This window comes from Allobrachymonas denitrificans DSM 15123, assembly GCF_900110225.1.
In the GTDB taxonomy this organism is placed as follows: Bacteria; Pseudomonadota; Gammaproteobacteria; order Burkholderiales; family Burkholderiaceae_C; genus Brachymonas; species Brachymonas denitrificans.
Map to the genome: position 1 here is coordinate 332,629 of NZ_FOCW01000001.1, position 17,176 is coordinate 349,804.

A 17,176-nucleotide genomic window follows, 5' to 3' on the forward strand; every position below is an offset into this window, starting at 1 on the left:
TGGAATTGTAATGACTGACCTGGAATACCTGGAAGCGGCGGAGCAGGTGTTGCGCCGTATCGAAGCAGCATGCGACCGCATCAATGACGACACCGACGCCGATATCGACAACCAGCGCGTGGGCGGCATGATCACGCTGGTGTTCCCCAACCAGAGCCAGATCGTGATCAACCTGCAGAAGCCGCTGCACGAGATCTGGATGGCGGCCCGTGCGGGCGGTTTCCATTACAAGTTTGATGGCAGCCAATGGCAGGACACCAAGGGCCATGGCGAATTCTTTGCCCACCTGAGCCGCTGTGCCAGCGAGCAGGCGGGCCTGGCGCTGGAATTTGCCTGAACCCTGCCCAGACGAATCAGGCAGCCCGCGGGCTGCCTGAAGGGGTGCGGCCTCAGTTGCCGCGGAAAACGTCATCGGTGGCCAGCGGACTGTTGGAGGGGGCGCCGGCCGGGTCGGCTCCCTGGGGTTCGCCGTCACTGCTGTCGCTGCCCTGGCCTCCCGACTTGGAACGGCCGGGATTGGGGTTGTAGTTGGAGACGCCGATCCGGCTGATGCCGCGTCCGCCGGCGTATTCCTCATAGACCCAGTCGCCCTGGCGCGTCACGCCTTCCGGCGCCTTGCGGTTGAGATCGGTGACCGGCACGCCCTTGAGCGCCGTCTGCATGTACTGGATCCAGATCGGCAGGCTCAGGCCGCCGCCGGTTTCGCGGTCGCCCAGGTTGCGCGGGTTGTCGAAGCCCATCCAGACCACCGCGACCTGGGTAGCCTGGAAGCCGGCAAACCAGGCGTCTTTCGAGTCGTTGGTCGTGCCGGTCTTGCCATACAGGTCGGAGCGGCCCAGCGTGCCGGTGGCGCGTGCGGCGGTGCCACGGGTGGTCACCTCGTTCATCAGGCTGTTCATGATGAAGGCATTGCGCTCGGGGATGGCGCGGCGGTCTTCGGTCAGTTCGACCGGCTTGACTTCGGAGATGGTGTTGCCGCGCTGGTCCTTGATCAGCGAGATGATGTAGGGATTGACGGCATAGCCGCCGTTGGCAAACACCGAGTAGCCCACCGCCATTTCCAGCGGCGTGACGGTGCCGGCGCCCAGCGCCATGGTCAGGTAGGGCGGGGTGCGTTCGGCCGGGAAGCCGAAGCGGCCGGCCCATTCCTGGGTTTTCTGCGTGCCCACGGACTGCAGGATGCGGATGGACACCATGTTCTTGGACTTGGCCAGGGCCTGGCGCACGGACAGCGGCGGACCGTTGCCTCCATCGTAGTTCTTGGGCGCCCAGGGTTTGCCGCCAGTGACGTCGGAGCCGAAGTACAGGGGCGAGTCGCTGACGATGGTGCCCGGCATGATGCCCGTTTCGAGGCCGGCCGAGTAGATGAAGGGCTTGAAGCTCGAGCCCGGTTGGCGGTAGGCCTGCGTGACGTGGTTGAACTTGTTCTTGTTGAAGTCGAAGCCGCCGACCAGGGCCTGGATGGCGCCGGTGCGCGGGTCCATGGCAACGAGGGCGCTTTCCACTTCGGGCAGCTGGCGGATTTCCCAGCCGCCCTTGCCCTTGACGATGCGGATGACGGCACCGGGGCGGATCTTCTGCGTGGCCGAGGCCTTGGACGACAGCGCAAAGCTGGCAAAGCGCAGGCCGTTGCCGGTGATGGCGATGTCCTCGTTGTCGCTGCGGCGCACCACGACCTTGCGCGGCGAGGCTTCGGTGACGATGGCAGCGACCATTTCGCCGGCATCCGGATAGTCGGTCAGGGCATCGGAGATGGCTTCTTCCAGCAGCTCCTTGTCCTTGGGCAGCGTCACGAAGTGCTCGGGGCCACGGTAGGCGCGTCGGCCATCATAGGTGAGGATGCCGCGGCGCACGGCCTCGTAGGCGGCATTCTGGTCGCGGGTGGAGATGGTGGTGTAGACGTTCAGGCCGCGCGTATAGGCTTCGGGGCCGTACTGGTCGTAGATGAGCTGGCGCACCATCTCGCCCACATAGTCGGCGTGCACGGTATCGCCGAAGCTGGCGCGCTTGTACACCAGCTGTTCATTGCGGGCTTCCTCGGCCTGTTCGGGCGTGATGAAGCGGTTCTCGACCATGCGTTCCAGGATGTAGACTTGGCGCGTGCGGGCGCGGCTGGGGTTGACGATGGGGTTGTAGAGCGAGGGGGCCTTGGGCAGGCCGGCCAGCATGGCGGCCTCGGCAATGCTCACGTCCTTGATCGACTTGCCGAAATAGGCTTCGGAAGCCGCGGCAAAGCCGTAGGCACGATTGCCCAGGAAGATCTGGTTGAGGTAGATCTCGAAGATCTGGTCCTTGGTCAGCGAGTGCTCGAGCTTGAATGCCAGCAGCATCTCGTAGATTTTGCGCGTGAAGGTCTTTTCGGAGGAGAGATAGACGTTGCGCGCCACCTGCATGGTAATGGTGGAGGCGCCCTGGCTCTTGGACTTGCTGAAGTTGGCCAAGCCGGCACGGGCCACGCCGACGTAGTCGATGCCGCCGTGCTCGTAGAAGCGGGCGTCCTCGATGGCGAGCACGGCGTCCTTCATGACCTTGGGAATTTCATTGAAGGGCACGTAGCTGCGGCGCTCCTCGCCGAATTCGGAAATCAGGTTGCCTTCGGAGCTGTAGATGCGCAGCGGCAGCTTGGGCTGGTAGTTCTGCAGGCTTGTGACGTCGGGCAGGTTGGGATAGGCCACCGACAGGGCCACCAGCACCAGCAGCGCCAGCGTGGCCGCACCTGCCACCGCCAGGCCGAACAGCCACATCAGCAGGCGGACAAACCAGTGCCGTTTTTGGGGTGGAGGGGGAGCGGGGGGCTGTGCCCGATTGGAGGAGCCGGAAAGGACGGGATCGATCGGAGAGGTCATGGGTGCATTGGGTACTGGGCGCAAGACTGCACGTTGCGCGCATGGCAAGGGTACGGGCAGGCCCAGGCCCCCGCCGGATCACGACATTGTGCATCAGAGGGGAAGATCTGTGTCGCGGCCGGGCAGGGGGCTTGTAACAAGGACTTGCGGTTGTGGGGTGTTCGCCACTGGACTGCGAAATTGCAATCTGCTCCATTCTGGTCGATTGTTTGCGAATAAAATAAATCAAAAGTATTATTTTATTCAAAGATGAAATGGAACAAGCAAGGAGCTGGCTGGCCCTGGAGGCGGGCTGCCGTGCCGCTGCCTGGGGCGCTGGGGCTGGCGCGGGATGCGCGGGGCTGGCACATGGTGCAGCTGGCACGGGAGCCCGACGGCGGTGTGCGCCTGCTGGCGGCGAGCCGGCTGGGGCCGGTCGCTGCCGGTGATCCGGAGAGCATGGGGGCGGACAGTCTGCGGCTGCAGGACTGGATGGCCGATTGCGCCTGTGTGCGGGAGTCGAGGGTGGTTGCAGGCTTGCCGCGCTCGTCCGTGCGCGTGTGGCGCATGACGGCGCCTGCGGGGCTGGAGGAAGCAGATCTGGAGCACATGGCACGCGTGGATGCCCAGAGCCGTCACGGCCTGTTGCCGGATGTGTGGCAGCTGGACTTTGGCGTGGTACCTGCGTCGGCGGAGGGGGGAGAGGTCGAGCTGCTGGTGGCGGCAGCGCCGCGGGCGGAAGTGGAAGGCTGGCAGCAGGTTCTGGGCGGCGCGGGGTTGAAGCTGGGGGTGCTTGAGGTGGCCGCCCATGCTGCCCGGGCCGCTGCCCTGCGGGCGTGGCGGGTGCAGGCCGGGGAAGTGGCGGGCAGGCATGGCATCGTGGTGTGGACCGAGGGCGGCGCCTCGCTGCTGTGGATGCTGGATGGTGCGTTGCTGGCGGAGCAGGCTCTGGAAGTGGAAGCACTGGCGGATCTGGCCGGCGTGCTGGGGCATGCGTGCCGGGGGCATGTGACGTCGCTGCGAGGCATATGGCTGGCGAGGGATGAGGCGGCAGAAGAGGCATTGATGCAGCAGGTGCGGGAGGCACTGCATGGGGGCGTGGCTGGCACCGAGGTATCGCGAGTCTCCGTGCAATGGCTGCATCCCTGGGCGGGGATGCGGGTGGAGGACGCTGGCTTGCAGCGGCTGTCGGCCATCGAGGCTTCGGGGTGGTGGGCGGCTTGCGGGCTGGCGCTGCGGGGAGTGGATGCATGGTCCCGCTGAACCTGTTGCCGCACCGCGAGGCGGCGCGCAAGTTTCATCGACGGCGCTGGCACGCCATGCTGGGCGCGGCCTTGGTGGTCGCGATGCTGACCGGCGGGCTTCTGCATCTGCAGGCGCAGCAGCGCATCAGCCGGGAGGAACAGGCGACGCAGGTGCTGGAAGCTGCCCTGGCGCAGCAGGGGCCGAAGGCTGCAGAGGTGCAGAAACTGGAGGCGGCATTGCGTCAGGGGCGTGAGCGCCTGCAGCAGTGGCAGGCCTGGCAGCAGAAGGCACAAGCCCCCTTGCGCTTGCTGGAGGTGGTCGTGCGTGAACTGCCGGCAGGCGGTAGCCTGTCGCGGGTGGAACTGGAGCCGGGGCAACTGCTGGTGCAGGGCACTGTGCCATCGCGTGAAGCGGCCACGGCTTTGCGCGAGGGGATTGATGGCGCCGGTGTGACGCGGCAGCCGGCTTTGCTGGCCGATGTGCGGGAGGACAAGGACGGGGCGGTGTTCCGGCTGGTGCTGCCACTGGAGAAGGAGGCCTTGCCTGGGCGCTTGTCTGCTGCCGGTGCCGTTGACGGTGGGGAGGCTGCAGAGTGATCGGGATACGGGAGGGGGCTGCGGATGGCTGGCGTGGCAGCTGGCAGCGGCTGCAGGGGCGGCCCTTGGGCGAGTGGCCTGTCAAGGCGCAGGCGGGGGTGGCGGTGCTGCTGGCGCTCGGGGTGTCTGTGGCTGCGGGCGTGGTGGTGCTGCGGCTTGGGCAGGAAGACCTGACCCTGCAGCGGGAGCGCCAGTTGAAACTGCAGCAGGACTACCGGTTGCGCGTGGACGCCGTGGCGCGCTTGCCCGCCTTGCGCGGGCAGGCCCGAGAGATGGCGGAGCAACAGGCGGTGCATCCTGCACTTGCGCCAACGGCGGCCCGGGAGGCGGCGCTCCTGTCGGCCCTGCATCAGGCTGCAGCCAGGCAGGGCTTGCAGGTGGGGCGGCTGCAGCCTGGCAAAGAGAAGCTGCAGGACGGCCATGCGCGGCAGGGGCTGCAGATGCGCGTCGAGGGAGGCTACGAAGGGGTGCAGGGCATGCTCGGCGCCTTGCAGCGCTTGCCGTGGAGTGTCGTGGCGGAGCGCTGGAGTCTGGCACCCGAACGCAGCAAGGCAGGGCGCAGTCGGGGCACGCTGGTCTTACAGGGCAAGTTTTCCGTGTACCGGTTCACGTTGCCGGGCGAGCGTCCGGTACGCAAGACGCGCAAGAGCGGAGGAAAGACGCCATGAGGATGAGAGCAAGCGTTGGAGGCATGGTGCTGGCGGTCTTGACGCTGGCGGGATGTGCCGATCCGGCCGATCCGGTAGCTGGCATGCATGCCTGGATTCAGGCGCAAAAGCCGGGGCCGGTGCAGACGCTGGAGCCGTGGCCGGAACTGGCTGCGGGTGGCGAGTCGGGGCGCGGGGAGATGGGGCGGCCGGCGGATGAGATCGGGCGTGATCCGTTTGCTGCGGCGCCGGTGATGGGCGCTGCCAGTGATGCAGCAGCTTCGGGAGCGGCATCCGCCGGTCCCGTCTATCTGGGCTTGTTGCGTCGTGGTAGCGAGACTGCAGCAGTGGTACGACAGGGGGATGCCGTGGAGCTGGTGCGGGTGGGGCAACGGGTCGGGCGCAGTGGGGCCAGAGTCAGCGGCATTGACGCACAGGCCTTGACGCTTCGGCTGGAGGGCCGAGGCAGCACTGGCCCAGACGGCGAACAGCGTCTGCAGCGTTTGCCGCTGGCGCAGGAAGGAACACGATGAAACAGAAGCAGCAGGGGAGTGGGCGATGGCGGCAGGCTGTGGCGCTGGTCGCGATCGGATTGGCGGGAGTGGCGGCGCAGGCGGCTCCTTTGCGCGGGGATGTCAATGTGCCGGCACAGACGGGCGAATATGCACCGGTGGCGGAGGAGCAGGAGCAGCCGGTGTTGAAGGGCAGCACACCGTCCGTGCGTGGTGTCATTCCGCGTGGCGCCAGAAGCAGGGGAGCGCGCAGTGAGCGCATCTCGCTGCATTTCCAGAATATCGAGGTCCGTGCGCTGCTGCAGGTGATAGCCGACTTCACCGGCCTGAACGTGGTGGCGTCGGATTCGGTCACCGGCAGCATGACGGTGCGCCTGAAAGACGTGCCCTGGGAGCAGGCGCTCGACATCATCCTGCAGGCGCGCGGGCTGGCCATGCAGCGCAAGGACAATGTGCTGTGGGTGGCGCCGCGGGAAGAGCTGGCGGCCAGGCAGAAGCTGGAGCTGGAGGCGGGTTCCGCCATTCAGGGGCTGGAGCCGGTGCGCACACAGGGCTTTGCGCTCAACTATGCGCGGGCGTCGGACCTGGTGCGGCATCTGGCTGGCAGCGGTTCGGGAGCTTCGCGCATGCTGAGTGCGCGCGGGCATGCGTTTGCCGAGCCGCGTACCAATCAGCTGTTCGTGACGGATGTGCCAGCGGTGCTGGAGCAGGTACAGGGCTTGCTGTCCCGGCTGGACATTCCGGTGCGGCAGGTGATGATCGAGGCGCGGATCGTCGAGGCGGGCGACAGCTGGGGGCGTTCGCTGGGTGCGCGCCTGTCGATTCTGGGGCAGGGTCAGGGTAGTGCTTCGCTGGGGTCGATCAACGGGCGTGACTACCGGATCGGTGTGGCCTCGAAACCTGGAGCGGCAGAAACCACCCTGTACAACCTGCCCGCCATGGGGCAGAACGGCTATGCGCCGGCGGCGCTGGGGCTGAGCATCTTCAGCCCGGCAGCGGCGCGTTTCCTGAGTCTGGAAATTTCGGCACTGGAGGCTGACGGCAAGGGCAAGCTGGTGTCCAGCCCGCGCGTGGTGACGGCAGACCAGACCAAGGCACTGATCGAGCAGGGTACCGAGCTGCCGTATCAGGTGGCGACGGCCAGCGGGGCGACTTCGCTGGCTTTCCGCAAAGCCAACCTCAAGCTGGAGGTCACGCCGCAGATCACGCCCGAGGGCAATGTGGTGCTGGATCTGGATGTCAACAAGGATTCGGTAGGGCGCGCGACGCTGGATGGTTTTGCCATCGACACCAAGCATATCCAGACCAATGTGCTGATCGAGGATGGCGGTACGCTGGTGATTGGCGGCATTTTCGAGATGAGCGAACGCAACGATGTGAGCCAGGTGCCGCTGCTGGGGGACATTCCCGTACTGGGCAACCTGTTCAAGACGCGCACGCAGGCCACCGAAAAGAAGGAGATGCTGGTGTTCATCACGCCTAAAATCCTGTCAGGCGGCGTGGCAATGCGCTGACCGGACAGGAGACGCAAGAGTGATCGTACTGGTAGGCATGCCCGGCTCGGGCAAATCATCGGCAGGGCGGCAGGTGGCACGCCGCTTTGGCCTGCCCTTCATCGATTCGGACCACCTGATCGAATCGGGCATCGGCATGCCGATCAAGGACTATTTTGCGCAGCAGGGCGAGGAAGCCTTTCGCGATCTGGAGACGGCGACCTTGCGCCGCATTGCCGAGGATCCGCGCCAGTGCGTGCTGTCCACCGGCGGCGGTTCGGTGCTGCGGCCGGAGAACCGCGCGCTGCTGCGCGAGAAGGGCACGGTGCTGTACCTGCGCGCCTCGCCCGATGAAATCTACCGCCGCCTGCGCCATGACACCAAGCGTCCGCTGCTGCAGGTGGCCGATCCGCGTGCCAAGCTGCAGGAGCTGTTCCAGGCGCGTGACCCGCTGTACCGCGAGACGGCGCATTTCGTGATCGATACCGGGCGCAGCTCGGTGCAGGGGCTGGTGCATCACATTGCCATGCAGCTGGAGGTGGCGGGCATCCTGCCGGCACGTGCGCGGCGTGCGCCGGGCGACAAGGCAGAACGGCAATCCTGAGGGAGCGCCGAGGGCGCCTGCACATTCTTGCGTCACAATGGCAGCATGAATGCTGCATCCGCCCTGACCCGTTTCGACATCACTGCTTCCCTGCCCGCTTTTGATCCTGTTCCTGCCGCTGACGGCGATACGGTGCAGATCGATCTGGATGCGCGCAGCTATCCGATCCGCATCGGCAGCGGCCTGCTGGGGCAGCCGGAGACCTGGGACGGCCTGCCCAAGGCGCGGCAGGCGGTGATCGTGACCAACACCACGGTGCAACCGCTGTATGCCGCGCAGCTGGAACAGGCGCTGGCACCGCATTACGCGCAGGTGCGCACCGTGGCGCTGCCGGATGGCGAGCAGTACAAGACCTGGGAGTCGCTGAACCAGATTTTCGACGCGCTGCTGGGAGGCCAGTGCGACCGCAAGACGGTGCTGTTTGCCCTGGGCGGTGGCGTGGTGGGTGACATGACCGGCTTTGCCGCGGCCTGCTACATGCGCGGCGTGCCCTTTGTGCAGGTGCCGACCACGCTGCTGGCGCAGGTGGATTCGTCCGTGGGCGGGAAGACGGCCATCAACCATCCGCTCGGCAAGAACATGATTGGTGCCTTTTACCAGCCACGCCGCGTGGTGTGCGACATGGACACCTTTGCCACGCTGCCGGACCGCGAGCTGAGCGCCGGTCTGGCCGAGGTGATCAAGTACGGCCCGATTGCCGACATGGCCTTCTTCGAGTGGCTGGAACAGAACATGGAGAAGCTGCGTGCCCGCGATGCTGACGCCTTGCGCGTGGCGGTGCGCCGCAGTTGCCAGATCAAGGCCTGGGTGGTGGGGCAGGACGAGCAGGAAAGCGGCATGCGGGCGATCCTGAACTATGGCCATACCTTTGGTCACGCCATCGAGGCGGGGCTGGGCTTTGGCACCTGGCTGCACGGCGAAGCGGTGGGGTGTGGCATGGTGCTGGCGACCGAGTTGTCGGCACGCCTGGGGCTGGTGGATGGCGCCTTTGTGCAGCGCGTGCGCAATCTGGTGCAGCGTGCCGGGCTGCCGGTGCTGGCGCCGCAGCTGGAAGAGGATTCGCCTGCCAGTGCCAGTGCCAGTGCCAGTGCCAGTGCCAGTGCCAGTGCCAGTGCCAGTGCCAGTGCCAGTGCCAGTGCCAGTGCCAGCAACGGCAACGGCAACGGCAACGGCAACGGCAACGGCAACGGCAACGGCAACGGCAACGGCGCAAACGCCGAGGCCTGGCTGCACCACATGCGCGTGGACAAGAAGGCCGAGGCGGGCCAGATCAGGTTTGTGGTGATTGCGCAGCCGGGAGAGGCGGCGCTGGCGACGGCTCCCGATGCCCTGGTGGCCGAGGTGATCGCGGCCCACAGCAACCCGCACGCCTGCCTCATGCAGCGCTGAGCGCATCGTGGCGATCTTTGTTCCGGACCTGCCAGACAGCCTGCGTGGCGATGCGCCGGCACAGGAACACGCCCCGTGGGCGGCGCATCCGCTGCAGTCGCGCGGGCGCCGCCATGCCGAGCCGGAGGCCCCGACGCGCGGCATGTTCCAGCGCGACCGGGATCGCATCGTGCACTCCTCGGCCTTTCGCCGGCTGGTGTACAAGACGCAGGTATTCCTGAATCACGAAGGGGACCTGTTCCGTACGCGGCTCACGCATTCGCTGGAAGTGGCCCAGCTGGGCCGCAGCATTGCGCGCGCGCTGGGGCTGGACGAGGATCTGGTGGAGGCGATTGCGCTGGCGCATGACCTGGGCCACACGCCGTTCGGCCACGCCGGTCAGGATGCGCTCAACGCCTGCATGGCGGATTACGGCGGCTTCGAGCACAACATGCAGAGTCTGCGGGTGGTGGATGTGCTGGAGTTGCGCTATCCGGAGTTCGACGGTCTGAACCTGTGCTTCGAGGCGCGCGAAGGAATTCTCAAGCACTGTTCGGCCCGCAATGCGCGCTGGCTGGAGCAGCGCGAGCCGGGAGGTGTCGGGCAGCGTTTTCTGCAGGGCACGCAGCCGAGCCTGGAAGCGCAGTTGTGCAATCTGGCGGACGAGATTGCCTACAACGCCCACGATATCGACGACGGACTGCGCAGCGGCCTGCTGACCTGGGAGCAGGTGCTGACGGTGCCGCTGGTGGCGCGCCACCATGCCAGCGTGCAGCGCGATCATCCGCAGCTGACCGGGCGCCGCCTGCTCTACGAAACCATCCGCCGCATGCTGAGCGAGCAGGTGTATGACGTGATGCGCGCCACGCGTGCGGCGCTGGCACAGCACCGGCCGCAGCATGTGGACGAGGTGCGGCAGTGCCCGCCCCTGGTGGGCTTCAGTGCGGACATGCGCGCCGAATCGTTGCAGCTCAAGCAGCTGTTGCTGCATGCGCTGTATCGCCATCCGCAGGTGATGCAGACCATGGGTGTGGCGCAGCAGGTGGTGCGCGAGCTGTTTGCCATCTACCTGCAGCAGCCCGGCGAGATGAAGCCCGATTTTGCCGCGCGCACCGATACCGAACGCGCCGTGGCCGACTACATCGCCGGCATGACGGACCGCTTTGCCCTGCGCGAACACGCGCGCCTGACCGGCCAGCAGGTGCTGATGTGACAGGGACGGCCGGGCGCGGCATGGGGGCCGCCCGGGTGGTGATGGTCACCGGCGTGTGCGCGGCGATGATCATCGGCAAGCTGCCGCCGGCCGTGCCCGCGCTGCAGCGCGAACTGGGCATGACGCTGATGCAGGCGGGCTGGCTGCTGTCGCTGGTGCAGGTGGCATCGCTCAGCATGGGACTATTTCTGGGGCTGGCGAGCGACCGGTTCGGCCTGCGCCGCTCCATGCTGACGGGCCTGAGTTTGATGAGCCTGGCCAGTCTGGTCGGGGGCTTCACCGAAAGTGCTTCCGTGCTGCTGGTGTTGCGCGCCTTCGAAGGGCTGGGTTTTCTGCTGACCTCGCTGTCTGCGCCCGCAGTGCTGCGCCGGCTGGTGCCGCCGGAGCGTCTCACGCAGGTCATGGGCATCTGGGGCGCCTATGTGCCGTTTGGCACGGCGCTGGCCATGTTGCTGGGGCCGGCGGTGATTCTGGCGGGAGGCTGGGAAAGCTGGTGGTGGCTGATTGGCCTGTTGTGCGTGCTGTGCCTGGCGGCCGTGTGGCGCTGGGTGCCGGCCGATCCATCGCGCGCAATAGCGCAGGCGGGAGAGGGCGGACTGGGCAGCAAGCTGCGCCTGACGCTCTCCAGCACTGGCCCGTGGCTGCTGTTCCTGACCTTCTGTGTCTATGCCGCGCAGTGGATGGCGGTGATCGGTTTTCTGCCCACCATTTATGCCCAGGCGGGCGTCACGGGCTGGACGTTGGGGGTGCTGATGGCGCTGGTGCCGGCCATGAACATCTTCGGCAACGTCGCTGCCGGCATGCTGCTGCACCGCGGTGCGCAGCCGGGCAGCCTGTTGATCGCGGGCTTTGTGGTGATGGCGCTGGGCTCCTGGCTGGCCTTTGTCGGACTGGAACTGTCGCCTGCCGTGCGCTATGGCGGCATGCTGCTGTTCTCGCTGGTGGGCGGGCTAGTGCCGGGGACCCTGTTTGCACTGGTGCCGCGGCTGGCACCCAACACCGGACTGATTTCCACCACGGTGGGGTGGATGCTGCAGGGCTCGTCGACTGGCCAGTTCTTCGGGCCGCTGGTGGCGGCCTGGCTGTCGGCACAAGTGGGGGGCTGGCACTGGACCTGGGTGGCGACCGGCGCCTGTGCCCTGGCCGGTTGCCTGCTGGCCACGCGCTTCGGCCGGCTGGCCAGTGGTCATCCGGTGCGGCATTGAGGCTGACAGGGGTGCACAGTGGTCATCCGGCGCGGCATCGAGATTGACAGGGTTGCGCAGCGATCATTAGTGACTGGATCTGCCGCCGCACGTGGTACCGCAGCAGTCCCCTGCGTGGCACAATGCGCGCATGACTACCGAACTCGCCGCCACCGTCGTCGCAGATGTCCGCCACTGGCTGGAGCAGGCCGTGATCGGCCTCAATCTGTGCCCCTTTGCCAAGGCCACTTACGTCAAGGAGCAGGTGCACTATGCCGTGTGCGGTGCGCAGACCGAGGACGAGGCGTTGCAGGCCGTGCACGATGAGCTGATCGCGCTGATGGAAACGCCGATGGAAGAGCGTGAAACCACGCTGATGATCTTTCCGGCGATGTTCGACGACTTCCTGTATTTCAACGATTTCGCCGGTGCGGCGGATGACATCCTGGCCGACCTGGGATTGGAAGGCGAACTGCAGATTGCCTATTTCCACCCGCGCTTCCAGTTTGATGGCACCGAGCCGGAAGAGATCAGCAACGCCACCAATTGGGCGCCGTATCCCATCCTGCATTTGCTGCGCGAGGAGAGCATCGACCGCGCGGTGGAGACCTATCCCGAAGTGGATGACATTCCCGATCGCAACATCGAATTGTTGGAGCATCTGGGTGTGGAAGGCTGGAACAAGCTGGGCATCGTCACGCGCGTGAGTGCGGACGAGTGGGTGAAGCAGTGCCCGGTGCATGGTCAGGCACCGGCAGACGATGCGCAGGACAAGCACGAAGGTGAAGACCACCATGGCTAAGGCCGCGCGTGGAGAGCGTGGCGGAGCCGTTGCCGCTCGCGGGCCGGGGACGGCGCCAGCCCGTCGCTCCGAACGCCAGCCGGGCCAGGTTGGTGGCCGCACGGCCAAGGCCGATGTCATGGCACGTCAGGTGCAGGAAGCGCTGCGCCCCGGCCAGTCGGTCGAGCTGCTGCAGGAGTTGCACATCCTCACGCGCGAGGGTGGCCTGAACCAGGATTCGCGCCGCAAGCTCAAGCAGGTGTACCACCTGTTCGGTTTCATCGAGAAGATCCTGCTGCAGCTGGAAAGCGCGGGCCACGCGAACATCACGCTGGCCGACCATGGGGCGGGCAAGTCCTATCTCGGCTTCATCATCTACGACCTGTTCTTCCGCCAGCGCGAGGCCGGCACCATCTACGGCATCGAGACGCGGCAGGAACTGGTCGAGAAGTCGCGCGAGCTGGCGCAGCGGCTGGGTTTCGAGCGCATGCGCTTTCTGCCGCTGACGGTGCAGGAGTCCGCGCAGAGCGATGAGCTGCCGGCGCAGATCGATGTGGTGACGGCGCTGCATGCCTGCGACACGGCCACCGATGATGCGATTGCCTTCGGACTGCAGAAGCAGGCACGCCACATGGTGCTGGTGCCGTGCTGTCAGGCGGAGACGGCGGGATTCCTGCGCAAGCACAAGGCGCTGAACCTGTCGCGCACGCCGCTGGCCGAGCTGTGGCGCCACCCGCTGCACACGCGCGAGATGGGCAGTCAGCTCACCAACGTGCTGCGCTGCCTGTACCTGGAGTCGCAGGGCTACAGCGTGACTGTGACGGAGCTGGTGGGCTGGGAGCACAGCCTGAAGAACGAGCTGATCCTGGCCGAATACACGGGCCAGAAGAAGCGCAGCGCGGCGCATCGCATGCACGAGATCGTGCAGCAGTTCGGCCTGCAGGAGTTGCTGGCGGCGCGCTATCCGCTGGTGGCCGGCAGCGCGCCTGCACCCGAGATGGCCTGAGCGACGCACCACCGCGATTCGCGCATCGTCGAAACGGCAGTAGCCCCAGACCCAGTGCCGGAATTCGTGCCGGCGCTTGGTGTATTTGGCCCTTCCCGCCTAGCATCAAGCGCATGCGCCAGCGTGGCGCGGTCTTTGCGTGGAGGAGCGCTTATGTACACATCCGGCTACGACATGCCCGCCCTGTTCAAGCAGCTGGGCCTGGACAACGACCAGGCCTCCATCGACGCCTTCATTCGCCAGCACAACCCGCTGCCGGATGGTGTGCGCATCCACCAGGCAGCGTTCTGGAACGAGAGCCAGGCGCGCTTCCTGTGCGAGGAGATCGCCCGCGATGCCGCCTGGACCACCGTGGTGGACGAACTGTCGGAGCGCCTGCGTTGCTGCATGCCGGCAGATCCATGCGCATCTGTCTGACACGCGGCGCCGGAGTTCCTGCTTACAGTGACTGTGTGGACCGGTTCTGATTGACCCGGCCGGTAATGACAAGGAGAGCACCATGTATACCGACAGTTTTGACCTGCGCGCCCTGTTCGATCAACTGGGACTGGAGAGCAGTGCAGCCGCCATCGAGTGCTTCTGCGCCCAGAACAAGCTGCCTGACGGATTGCCTTTGCACAAGGCGGCCTTCTGGAGCGAGCACCAGTCGCGCTTCCTGCGCGAGGAGATTGCCTGCGATGCGGCCTGGGCTCCGGTGGTGGATGAGCTCAACGCGCTGTTGCGCGGTTCGCCCGAAGATACCGACGCGTGCCGCATCTGATGGCGGTGGACGGCAGCAGAAAGCGGACCTTCGGGTCCGCTTTTTCGTGTGCAGGCTTTTCCGCCTGAGCCGGGCGCCAGGCGGGGGTCATGCTGCCTTCAGTGGGCTGTTGCCATGGCACGGCAGGCTTCGGCACAAGCGCGGCAGGCCTTGGCACAGGCTTGGCAATGCGCCATGTCATGGCGTGCGCATTCGGCGCCGCAGGCATCGCAGATCTCGGCACACAGCTCACACAGTGCGACGGCATGCTGACTGCCACGCGCAGTGAACGCGGCGCACAGGCGGCAGATCTGGGCGCAGTCCATGTCGCTGCGGATGCAGGCGGCCATGGGGGTGACGTCGGCCTCCTGCAGACAGGAAGCGGCGCAGAAATCGCAGGCCTGGGCACAGGCATTGCAGGCATCGATGCAGGCCTGCATGGCGGGAGAAAGGGCGTGGGTGGCTTGATTCATGAGAATCTCCTTGTTCCGGTGGAGGAGTCCTTTCACCGTAGCCCTGTGCGCATGGCGTGGCTGTAGGACGTCGCCGCTTGCCATGGCAGGCCGGCTTCAGGGGCGGAATTCGGGGTTATCCTGATCGGGCAGGGACGGGATGCCGAGGCATGATGGTCCTGTCCGTGTTTCACATCCCATCTCAGGAGCCTGTCATGACGCTTGCCCATCCGATCGCCACCGAGAACGACATCCTCCGCCCCGAGCGCAACTGGGATCATCATCCGCTGTACCTGACGGTGCAGCCCGATCCGGACATGGACGGCCAGTGGGAGTGGGTCATCGTCGAGCGCGACGGCAACGAGATGATCATGCACGCCGAGTCGGAAGGCAGTTACCCCGTGTTTGCCGATGCCCTGCGCGCCGGTGCCGTGGCGTTTGCCGTGCACACGGGGCAGGACTACGAGGACGAGGCTGCCGAGCCGGTGGGCAATGTGGCCGGCGTGGGGTATACGGAGTAGGCGCTGCCAACGAAAAATGCCGGAACTGCGCTGCAGCTTCCGGCAAGTTCATGGCATTGCGACGATGGGGTCTGCCTTGATGGCGGCACACCGTTGCCTGTGGGGGCCTCGGGTTCAGGATGGCAGCCATTCGGCCAGACAGTCGGGCTGCTGGCCTCCCCGGCAGGAATCGAACCTGCATTTGAGCCTTAGGAGGGCCCCGTTCTATCCATTGAACTACGGAGAGATGGTGCTGCGGTATTGTAAAGCCGGACGCACCCTCTGGCAGACGGCAGCCAACTCCGGCCGTGTCACGCAGTTTGCCGGCTCAGTGCGACGCTTGCGCCGGCCCCTTGACCATCACGCGTGCCATCAGCAGGCGGAAGGGCAGCAGCAGGCCCACGCCAAGTACCAGCTTCACGCCCAGATCGCCCAGCGCCCAGGTGACCCAGGGCTCGGCCACGCCGTAGAAGGCGATGCTCCAGAACAGGAAGGTGTCCAGCAGCGCGGCGAGCAGGGTGGCGACCAGTGGCGCGCGCCACCAGCGGCCGTGGCGCAGGCGGTGGAATACGCCCACGTCCAGCCACTGTGACAGCAGAAAGGCGGTGCCGGATGCCACGGCGATGCGCACCGGGGCCAGCACCAGCGAGGCGGCCACGGCCACGGCAAAGCCGACCCAGACCACGCGGCGGGCCGCATGCGGGCCATGGGCGCGGTTCATCAGTTCGGTGACCAGGAAGGCGAACGGATAGGTGATGGCACCCCAGGTCAGCCAGTCGTTGATGGGGTATTGCACCAGGATGTTGGAGGCCAGCACCACGGATGCCATGTAGAGCGCCGCGATCACGAAGCGGCGCAGGGTGGGCGCCACGAAGGCGGGTGCGGAGGAGGTAGCGGAGTCGAGAGTGATCACGTTGTTCTGTTCCAGCGCCAGTACAGGTAGAGGACAGCCGCCAGCAGCGCCGCCAGGGGCAGCACGTACAGGGTCTGGCTGACTGCCAGCGAGTCGGCATGGCGCATCAGGTATCCGGGAATGAAGACAAAGAAGGCACCGGCAAGAAACTGGCTGCCGTTCACCAGGGCCGCGGAGGTGCCAATGTAGCGCACATCCACGGCACTGGCTGCGATGGCGAAAGGCAGCATGGAGGTGCCGGCAAAGAATCCGAAGAGCAGCAGCAGGGGGCCGGCCACCGAGAGCGTCTGGACAGGCATCGTCACCAGAATCACCAGCAGCAGAACCTGACCGGCAAGACCATAGCCCAGTGCACGCACGTCATCCTGCATCCAGCGGCCCAGCCAGCTGAAGAAGGGGGCGCCCAGTGCCAGACCGAGCCAGCTCAGCGCGATCGCCACGTTAGCCTGTTTTTCGTCCATGCCGTAGGAGCGCAGCAGGTGCCCGCCCCAGACGATGCTGAGGCACAGCATCACGCCGAAGGACACGGCGCCGACCGCCATGGACAGGCGCACTTCGCGCTTCTGCAGCGTCGCCCACAGATCCTGCAGGCAGCCCTGCAGCAGGTGGCGGGTGGTGGCCAGGCTGAAACGCTCGGCCTGGAAGCCCGGCGGGTTGTTCAGACCCATCACCATGGCCAGCACCACGCACAGGCCCATCATGCCGTAGCCGTTTATGACCCAGTCCCAGGGCAGGCTTTCCAGCATGCGGATGAAGACCAGCTGCGTGAGGAAGGCAGAGAGGGAGGCGACGAACTGCACCCAGGCGAACATGGTGCCGTATTTCTCCTTGGAGAACCACAGCTTGCCGGTGAAGGCCGCGCCGATGAAACCGAAGGAAGCGCCCAGTGCCACCAGGATCTGTGCGGCGACAAAGCCGCCGACAGTGGTGGAGAACGCGAAACTGAAAATGCCCAGGGTCAGCAGGGCGCAGGCCACGGGCAGGACGGTACGGATGCCGAGCCGGTCGAGTACCGAGCCGGAGAAGATCTGGAACAGGGCGAAAAAGAACGTGTAGGTGGCGCCGCTTTCCTCAGGGTTTTTCAAGAAACGGGTGGAG

Annotated in this window: 18 protein-coding genes, 1 tRNA gene and 1 pseudogene; 15 read left to right on the plus strand and 5 right to left on the minus strand. The window is 66.0% G+C overall.

Annotated features, from left to right (window positions below; genetic code table 11):
• The first annotated feature begins 10 nt into the window (after positions 1–10).
• Positions 11–337 (plus strand): iron donor protein CyaY, encoded by a 327-nt coding sequence (gene cyaY / locus BMW28_RS01590; RefSeq protein ID WP_091813068.1) that lies wholly within the window; start codon positions 11–13, stop codon positions 335–337.
• Between the two features lie 52 nt (positions 338–389).
• On the opposite strand, the gene BMW28_RS01595 is transcribed toward cyaY, so the two are convergent.
• Positions 390–2,846, minus strand: coding sequence for a penicillin-binding protein 1A (locus BMW28_RS01595; protein WP_091813070.1), 2,457 nt, complete (start codon positions 2,844–2,846; stop codon positions 390–392).
• Between the two features lie 249 nt (positions 2,847–3,095).
• On the opposite strand from BMW28_RS01595, the gene pilM reads away from it, so the two are divergent.
• The 13 genes and pseudogenes from pilM to BMW28_RS01660 all read left to right on the plus strand — a co-directional run bounded on the left by pilM (position 3,096) and on the right by BMW28_RS01660 (position 14,234).
• Complete coding sequence (gene pilM, locus BMW28_RS01600) at positions 3,096–4,088, plus strand: pilus assembly protein PilM (RefSeq protein WP_091813073.1); 993 nt, start codon at positions 3,096–3,098, stop codon at positions 4,086–4,088.
• Complete coding sequence (locus BMW28_RS01605; protein WP_091813074.1) at positions 4,076–4,666, plus strand: PilN domain-containing protein; 591 nt, start codon at positions 4,076–4,078, stop codon at positions 4,664–4,666. The genes pilM and BMW28_RS01605 overlap by 13 nt, the downstream gene beginning before the upstream one ends.
• Positions 4,667–4,731: 65 nt before the next feature.
• Entirely contained in the window at positions 4,732–5,334 is a 603-nt protein-coding gene (locus BMW28_RS01610) for a type IV pilus inner membrane component PilO (RefSeq protein WP_159430676.1), read from the plus strand.
• Positions 5,331–5,846 carry a hypothetical protein gene (locus BMW28_RS01615; RefSeq protein WP_143280529.1) on the plus strand — a complete coding sequence of 172 codons (516 nt, stop codon included), beginning with the start codon at positions 5,331–5,333 and terminating at the stop codon, positions 5,844–5,846. The genes BMW28_RS01610 and BMW28_RS01615 overlap by 4 nt, the downstream gene beginning before the upstream one ends.
• Positions 5,847–6,067: 221 nt before the next feature.
• Positions 6,068–7,339: pseudogene (locus BMW28_RS01620) on the plus strand (type IV pilus secretin PilQ); the annotation flags it as partial.
• A gap of 19 nt (positions 7,340–7,358) precedes the next feature.
• Positions 7,359–7,922: a shikimate kinase gene (locus BMW28_RS01625; RefSeq protein ID WP_268751057.1), complete on the plus strand. Its 564-nt coding sequence runs from the start codon at positions 7,359–7,361 to the stop codon at positions 7,920–7,922.
• A gap of 45 nt (positions 7,923–7,967) precedes the next feature.
• Positions 7,968–9,311, plus strand: a complete 1,344-nt coding sequence (gene aroB / locus BMW28_RS01630) for a 3-dehydroquinate synthase (protein ID WP_091813083.1) — start codon at positions 7,968–7,970, stop codon at positions 9,309–9,311.
• A gap of 13 nt (positions 9,312–9,324) precedes the next feature.
• Complete coding sequence (locus tag BMW28_RS01635; protein ID WP_407640937.1) at positions 9,325–10,503, plus strand: deoxyguanosinetriphosphate triphosphohydrolase; 1,179 nt, start codon at positions 9,325–9,327, stop codon at positions 10,501–10,503.
• The gene (locus BMW28_RS01640; protein WP_327020805.1) at positions 10,500–11,708 is read left to right on the plus strand and encodes an MFS transporter; all 1,209 of its coding nucleotides are present in this window, start codon (positions 10,500–10,502) and stop codon (positions 11,706–11,708) included. Before BMW28_RS01635 ends, BMW28_RS01640 begins: the two co-directional genes overlap by 4 nt.
• Positions 11,709–11,838: 130 nt before the next feature.
• Positions 11,839–12,489 carry a DUF1415 domain-containing protein gene (locus BMW28_RS01645; RefSeq protein ID WP_091813086.1) on the plus strand — a complete coding sequence of 217 codons (651 nt, stop codon included), beginning with the start codon at positions 11,839–11,841 and terminating at the stop codon, positions 12,487–12,489.
• 118 nt (positions 12,490–12,607) lie between these two features.
• Positions 12,608–13,474 (plus strand): class I SAM-dependent methyltransferase, encoded by an 867-nt coding sequence (locus tag BMW28_RS01650; protein ID WP_091813088.1) that lies wholly within the window; start codon positions 12,608–12,610, stop codon positions 13,472–13,474.
• A 153-nt stretch (positions 13,475–13,627) separates the two neighbouring features.
• Positions 13,628–13,891 (plus strand): DUF2789 domain-containing protein, encoded by a 264-nt coding sequence (locus BMW28_RS01655; RefSeq protein WP_091813090.1) that lies wholly within the window; start codon positions 13,628–13,630, stop codon positions 13,889–13,891.
• An 82-nt stretch (positions 13,892–13,973) separates the two neighbouring features.
• The gene (locus BMW28_RS01660; RefSeq protein ID WP_091813092.1) at positions 13,974–14,234 is read left to right on the plus strand and encodes a DUF2789 family protein; all 261 of its coding nucleotides are present in this window, start codon (positions 13,974–13,976) and stop codon (positions 14,232–14,234) included.
• A gap of 98 nt (positions 14,235–14,332) precedes the next feature.
• Here the strand turns inward: BMW28_RS01660 and BMW28_RS01665 are convergent, their stop codons facing one another.
• Positions 14,333–14,686, minus strand: coding sequence for a four-helix bundle copper-binding protein (locus BMW28_RS01665; RefSeq protein ID WP_200785695.1), 354 nt, complete (start codon positions 14,684–14,686; stop codon positions 14,333–14,335).
• Positions 14,687–14,880: 194 nt separating this feature from the next.
• Between BMW28_RS01665 and BMW28_RS01670 the strand changes: the two genes are divergently transcribed.
• Positions 14,881–15,186 (plus strand): hypothetical protein, encoded by a 306-nt coding sequence (locus BMW28_RS01670; RefSeq protein ID WP_091813096.1) that lies wholly within the window; start codon positions 14,881–14,883, stop codon positions 15,184–15,186.
• A 151-nt stretch (positions 15,187–15,337) separates the two neighbouring features.
• Here the strand turns inward: BMW28_RS01670 and BMW28_RS01675 are convergent.
• From BMW28_RS01675 to BMW28_RS01685, 3 genes are all read right to left on the minus strand, one after another.
• Positions 15,338–15,412, minus strand: a tRNA-Arg gene (locus BMW28_RS01675).
• 81 nt (positions 15,413–15,493) lie between these two features.
• Positions 15,494–15,994, minus strand: a complete 501-nt coding sequence (locus tag BMW28_RS01680; RefSeq protein ID WP_091815340.1) for a queuosine precursor transporter — start codon at positions 15,992–15,994, stop codon at positions 15,494–15,496.
• Positions 15,995–16,074: 80 nt separating this feature from the next.
• Positions 16,075–17,163, minus strand: a complete 1,089-nt coding sequence (locus tag BMW28_RS01685) for an MFS transporter (protein ID WP_091813098.1) — start codon at positions 17,161–17,163, stop codon at positions 16,075–16,077.
• Positions 17,164–17,176: the final 13 nt, after the last annotated feature.

What these genes read in the sequence shown, in the direction of transcription:
- cyaY (WP_091813068.1), top strand. Translation starts at nt 11, where the DNA reads ATGACTGACCTGGAATACCTGGAAGCGGCGGAGCAGGTGTTGCGCCGT.
- BMW28_RS01595 (WP_091813070.1), bottom strand. Translation starts at nt 2,846, where the DNA reads ATGACCTCTCCGATCGATCCCGTCCTTTCCGGCTCCTCCAATCGGGCA.
- pilM (WP_091813073.1), top strand. Translation starts at nt 3,096, where the DNA reads ATGAAATGGAACAAGCAAGGAGCTGGCTGGCCCTGGAGGCGGGCTGCC.
- BMW28_RS01605 (WP_091813074.1), top strand. Translation starts at nt 4,076, where the DNA reads ATGGTCCCGCTGAACCTGTTGCCGCACCGCGAGGCGGCGCGCAAGTTT.
- BMW28_RS01615 (WP_143280529.1), top strand. Translation starts at nt 5,331, where the DNA reads ATGAGGATGAGAGCAAGCGTTGGAGGCATGGTGCTGGCGGTCTTGACG.
- aroB (WP_091813083.1), top strand. Translation starts at nt 7,968, where the DNA reads ATGAATGCTGCATCCGCCCTGACCCGTTTCGACATCACTGCTTCCCTG.
- BMW28_RS01645 (WP_091813086.1), top strand. Translation starts at nt 11,839, where the DNA reads ATGACTACCGAACTCGCCGCCACCGTCGTCGCAGATGTCCGCCACTGG.
- BMW28_RS01650 (WP_091813088.1), top strand. Translation starts at nt 12,608, where the DNA reads ATGGCACGTCAGGTGCAGGAAGCGCTGCGCCCCGGCCAGTCGGTCGAG.
- BMW28_RS01655 (WP_091813090.1), top strand. Translation starts at nt 13,628, where the DNA reads ATGTACACATCCGGCTACGACATGCCCGCCCTGTTCAAGCAGCTGGGC.
- BMW28_RS01660 (WP_091813092.1), top strand. Translation starts at nt 13,974, where the DNA reads ATGTATACCGACAGTTTTGACCTGCGCGCCCTGTTCGATCAACTGGGA.
- BMW28_RS01665 (WP_200785695.1), bottom strand. Translation starts at nt 14,686, where the DNA reads ATGAATCAAGCCACCCACGCCCTTTCTCCCGCCATGCAGGCCTGCATC.
- BMW28_RS01670 (WP_091813096.1), top strand. Translation starts at nt 14,881, where the DNA reads ATGACGCTTGCCCATCCGATCGCCACCGAGAACGACATCCTCCGCCCC.
- BMW28_RS01680 (WP_091815340.1), bottom strand. Translation starts at nt 15,994, where the DNA reads ATGGCATCCGTGGTGCTGGCCTCCAACATCCTGGTGCAATACCCCATC.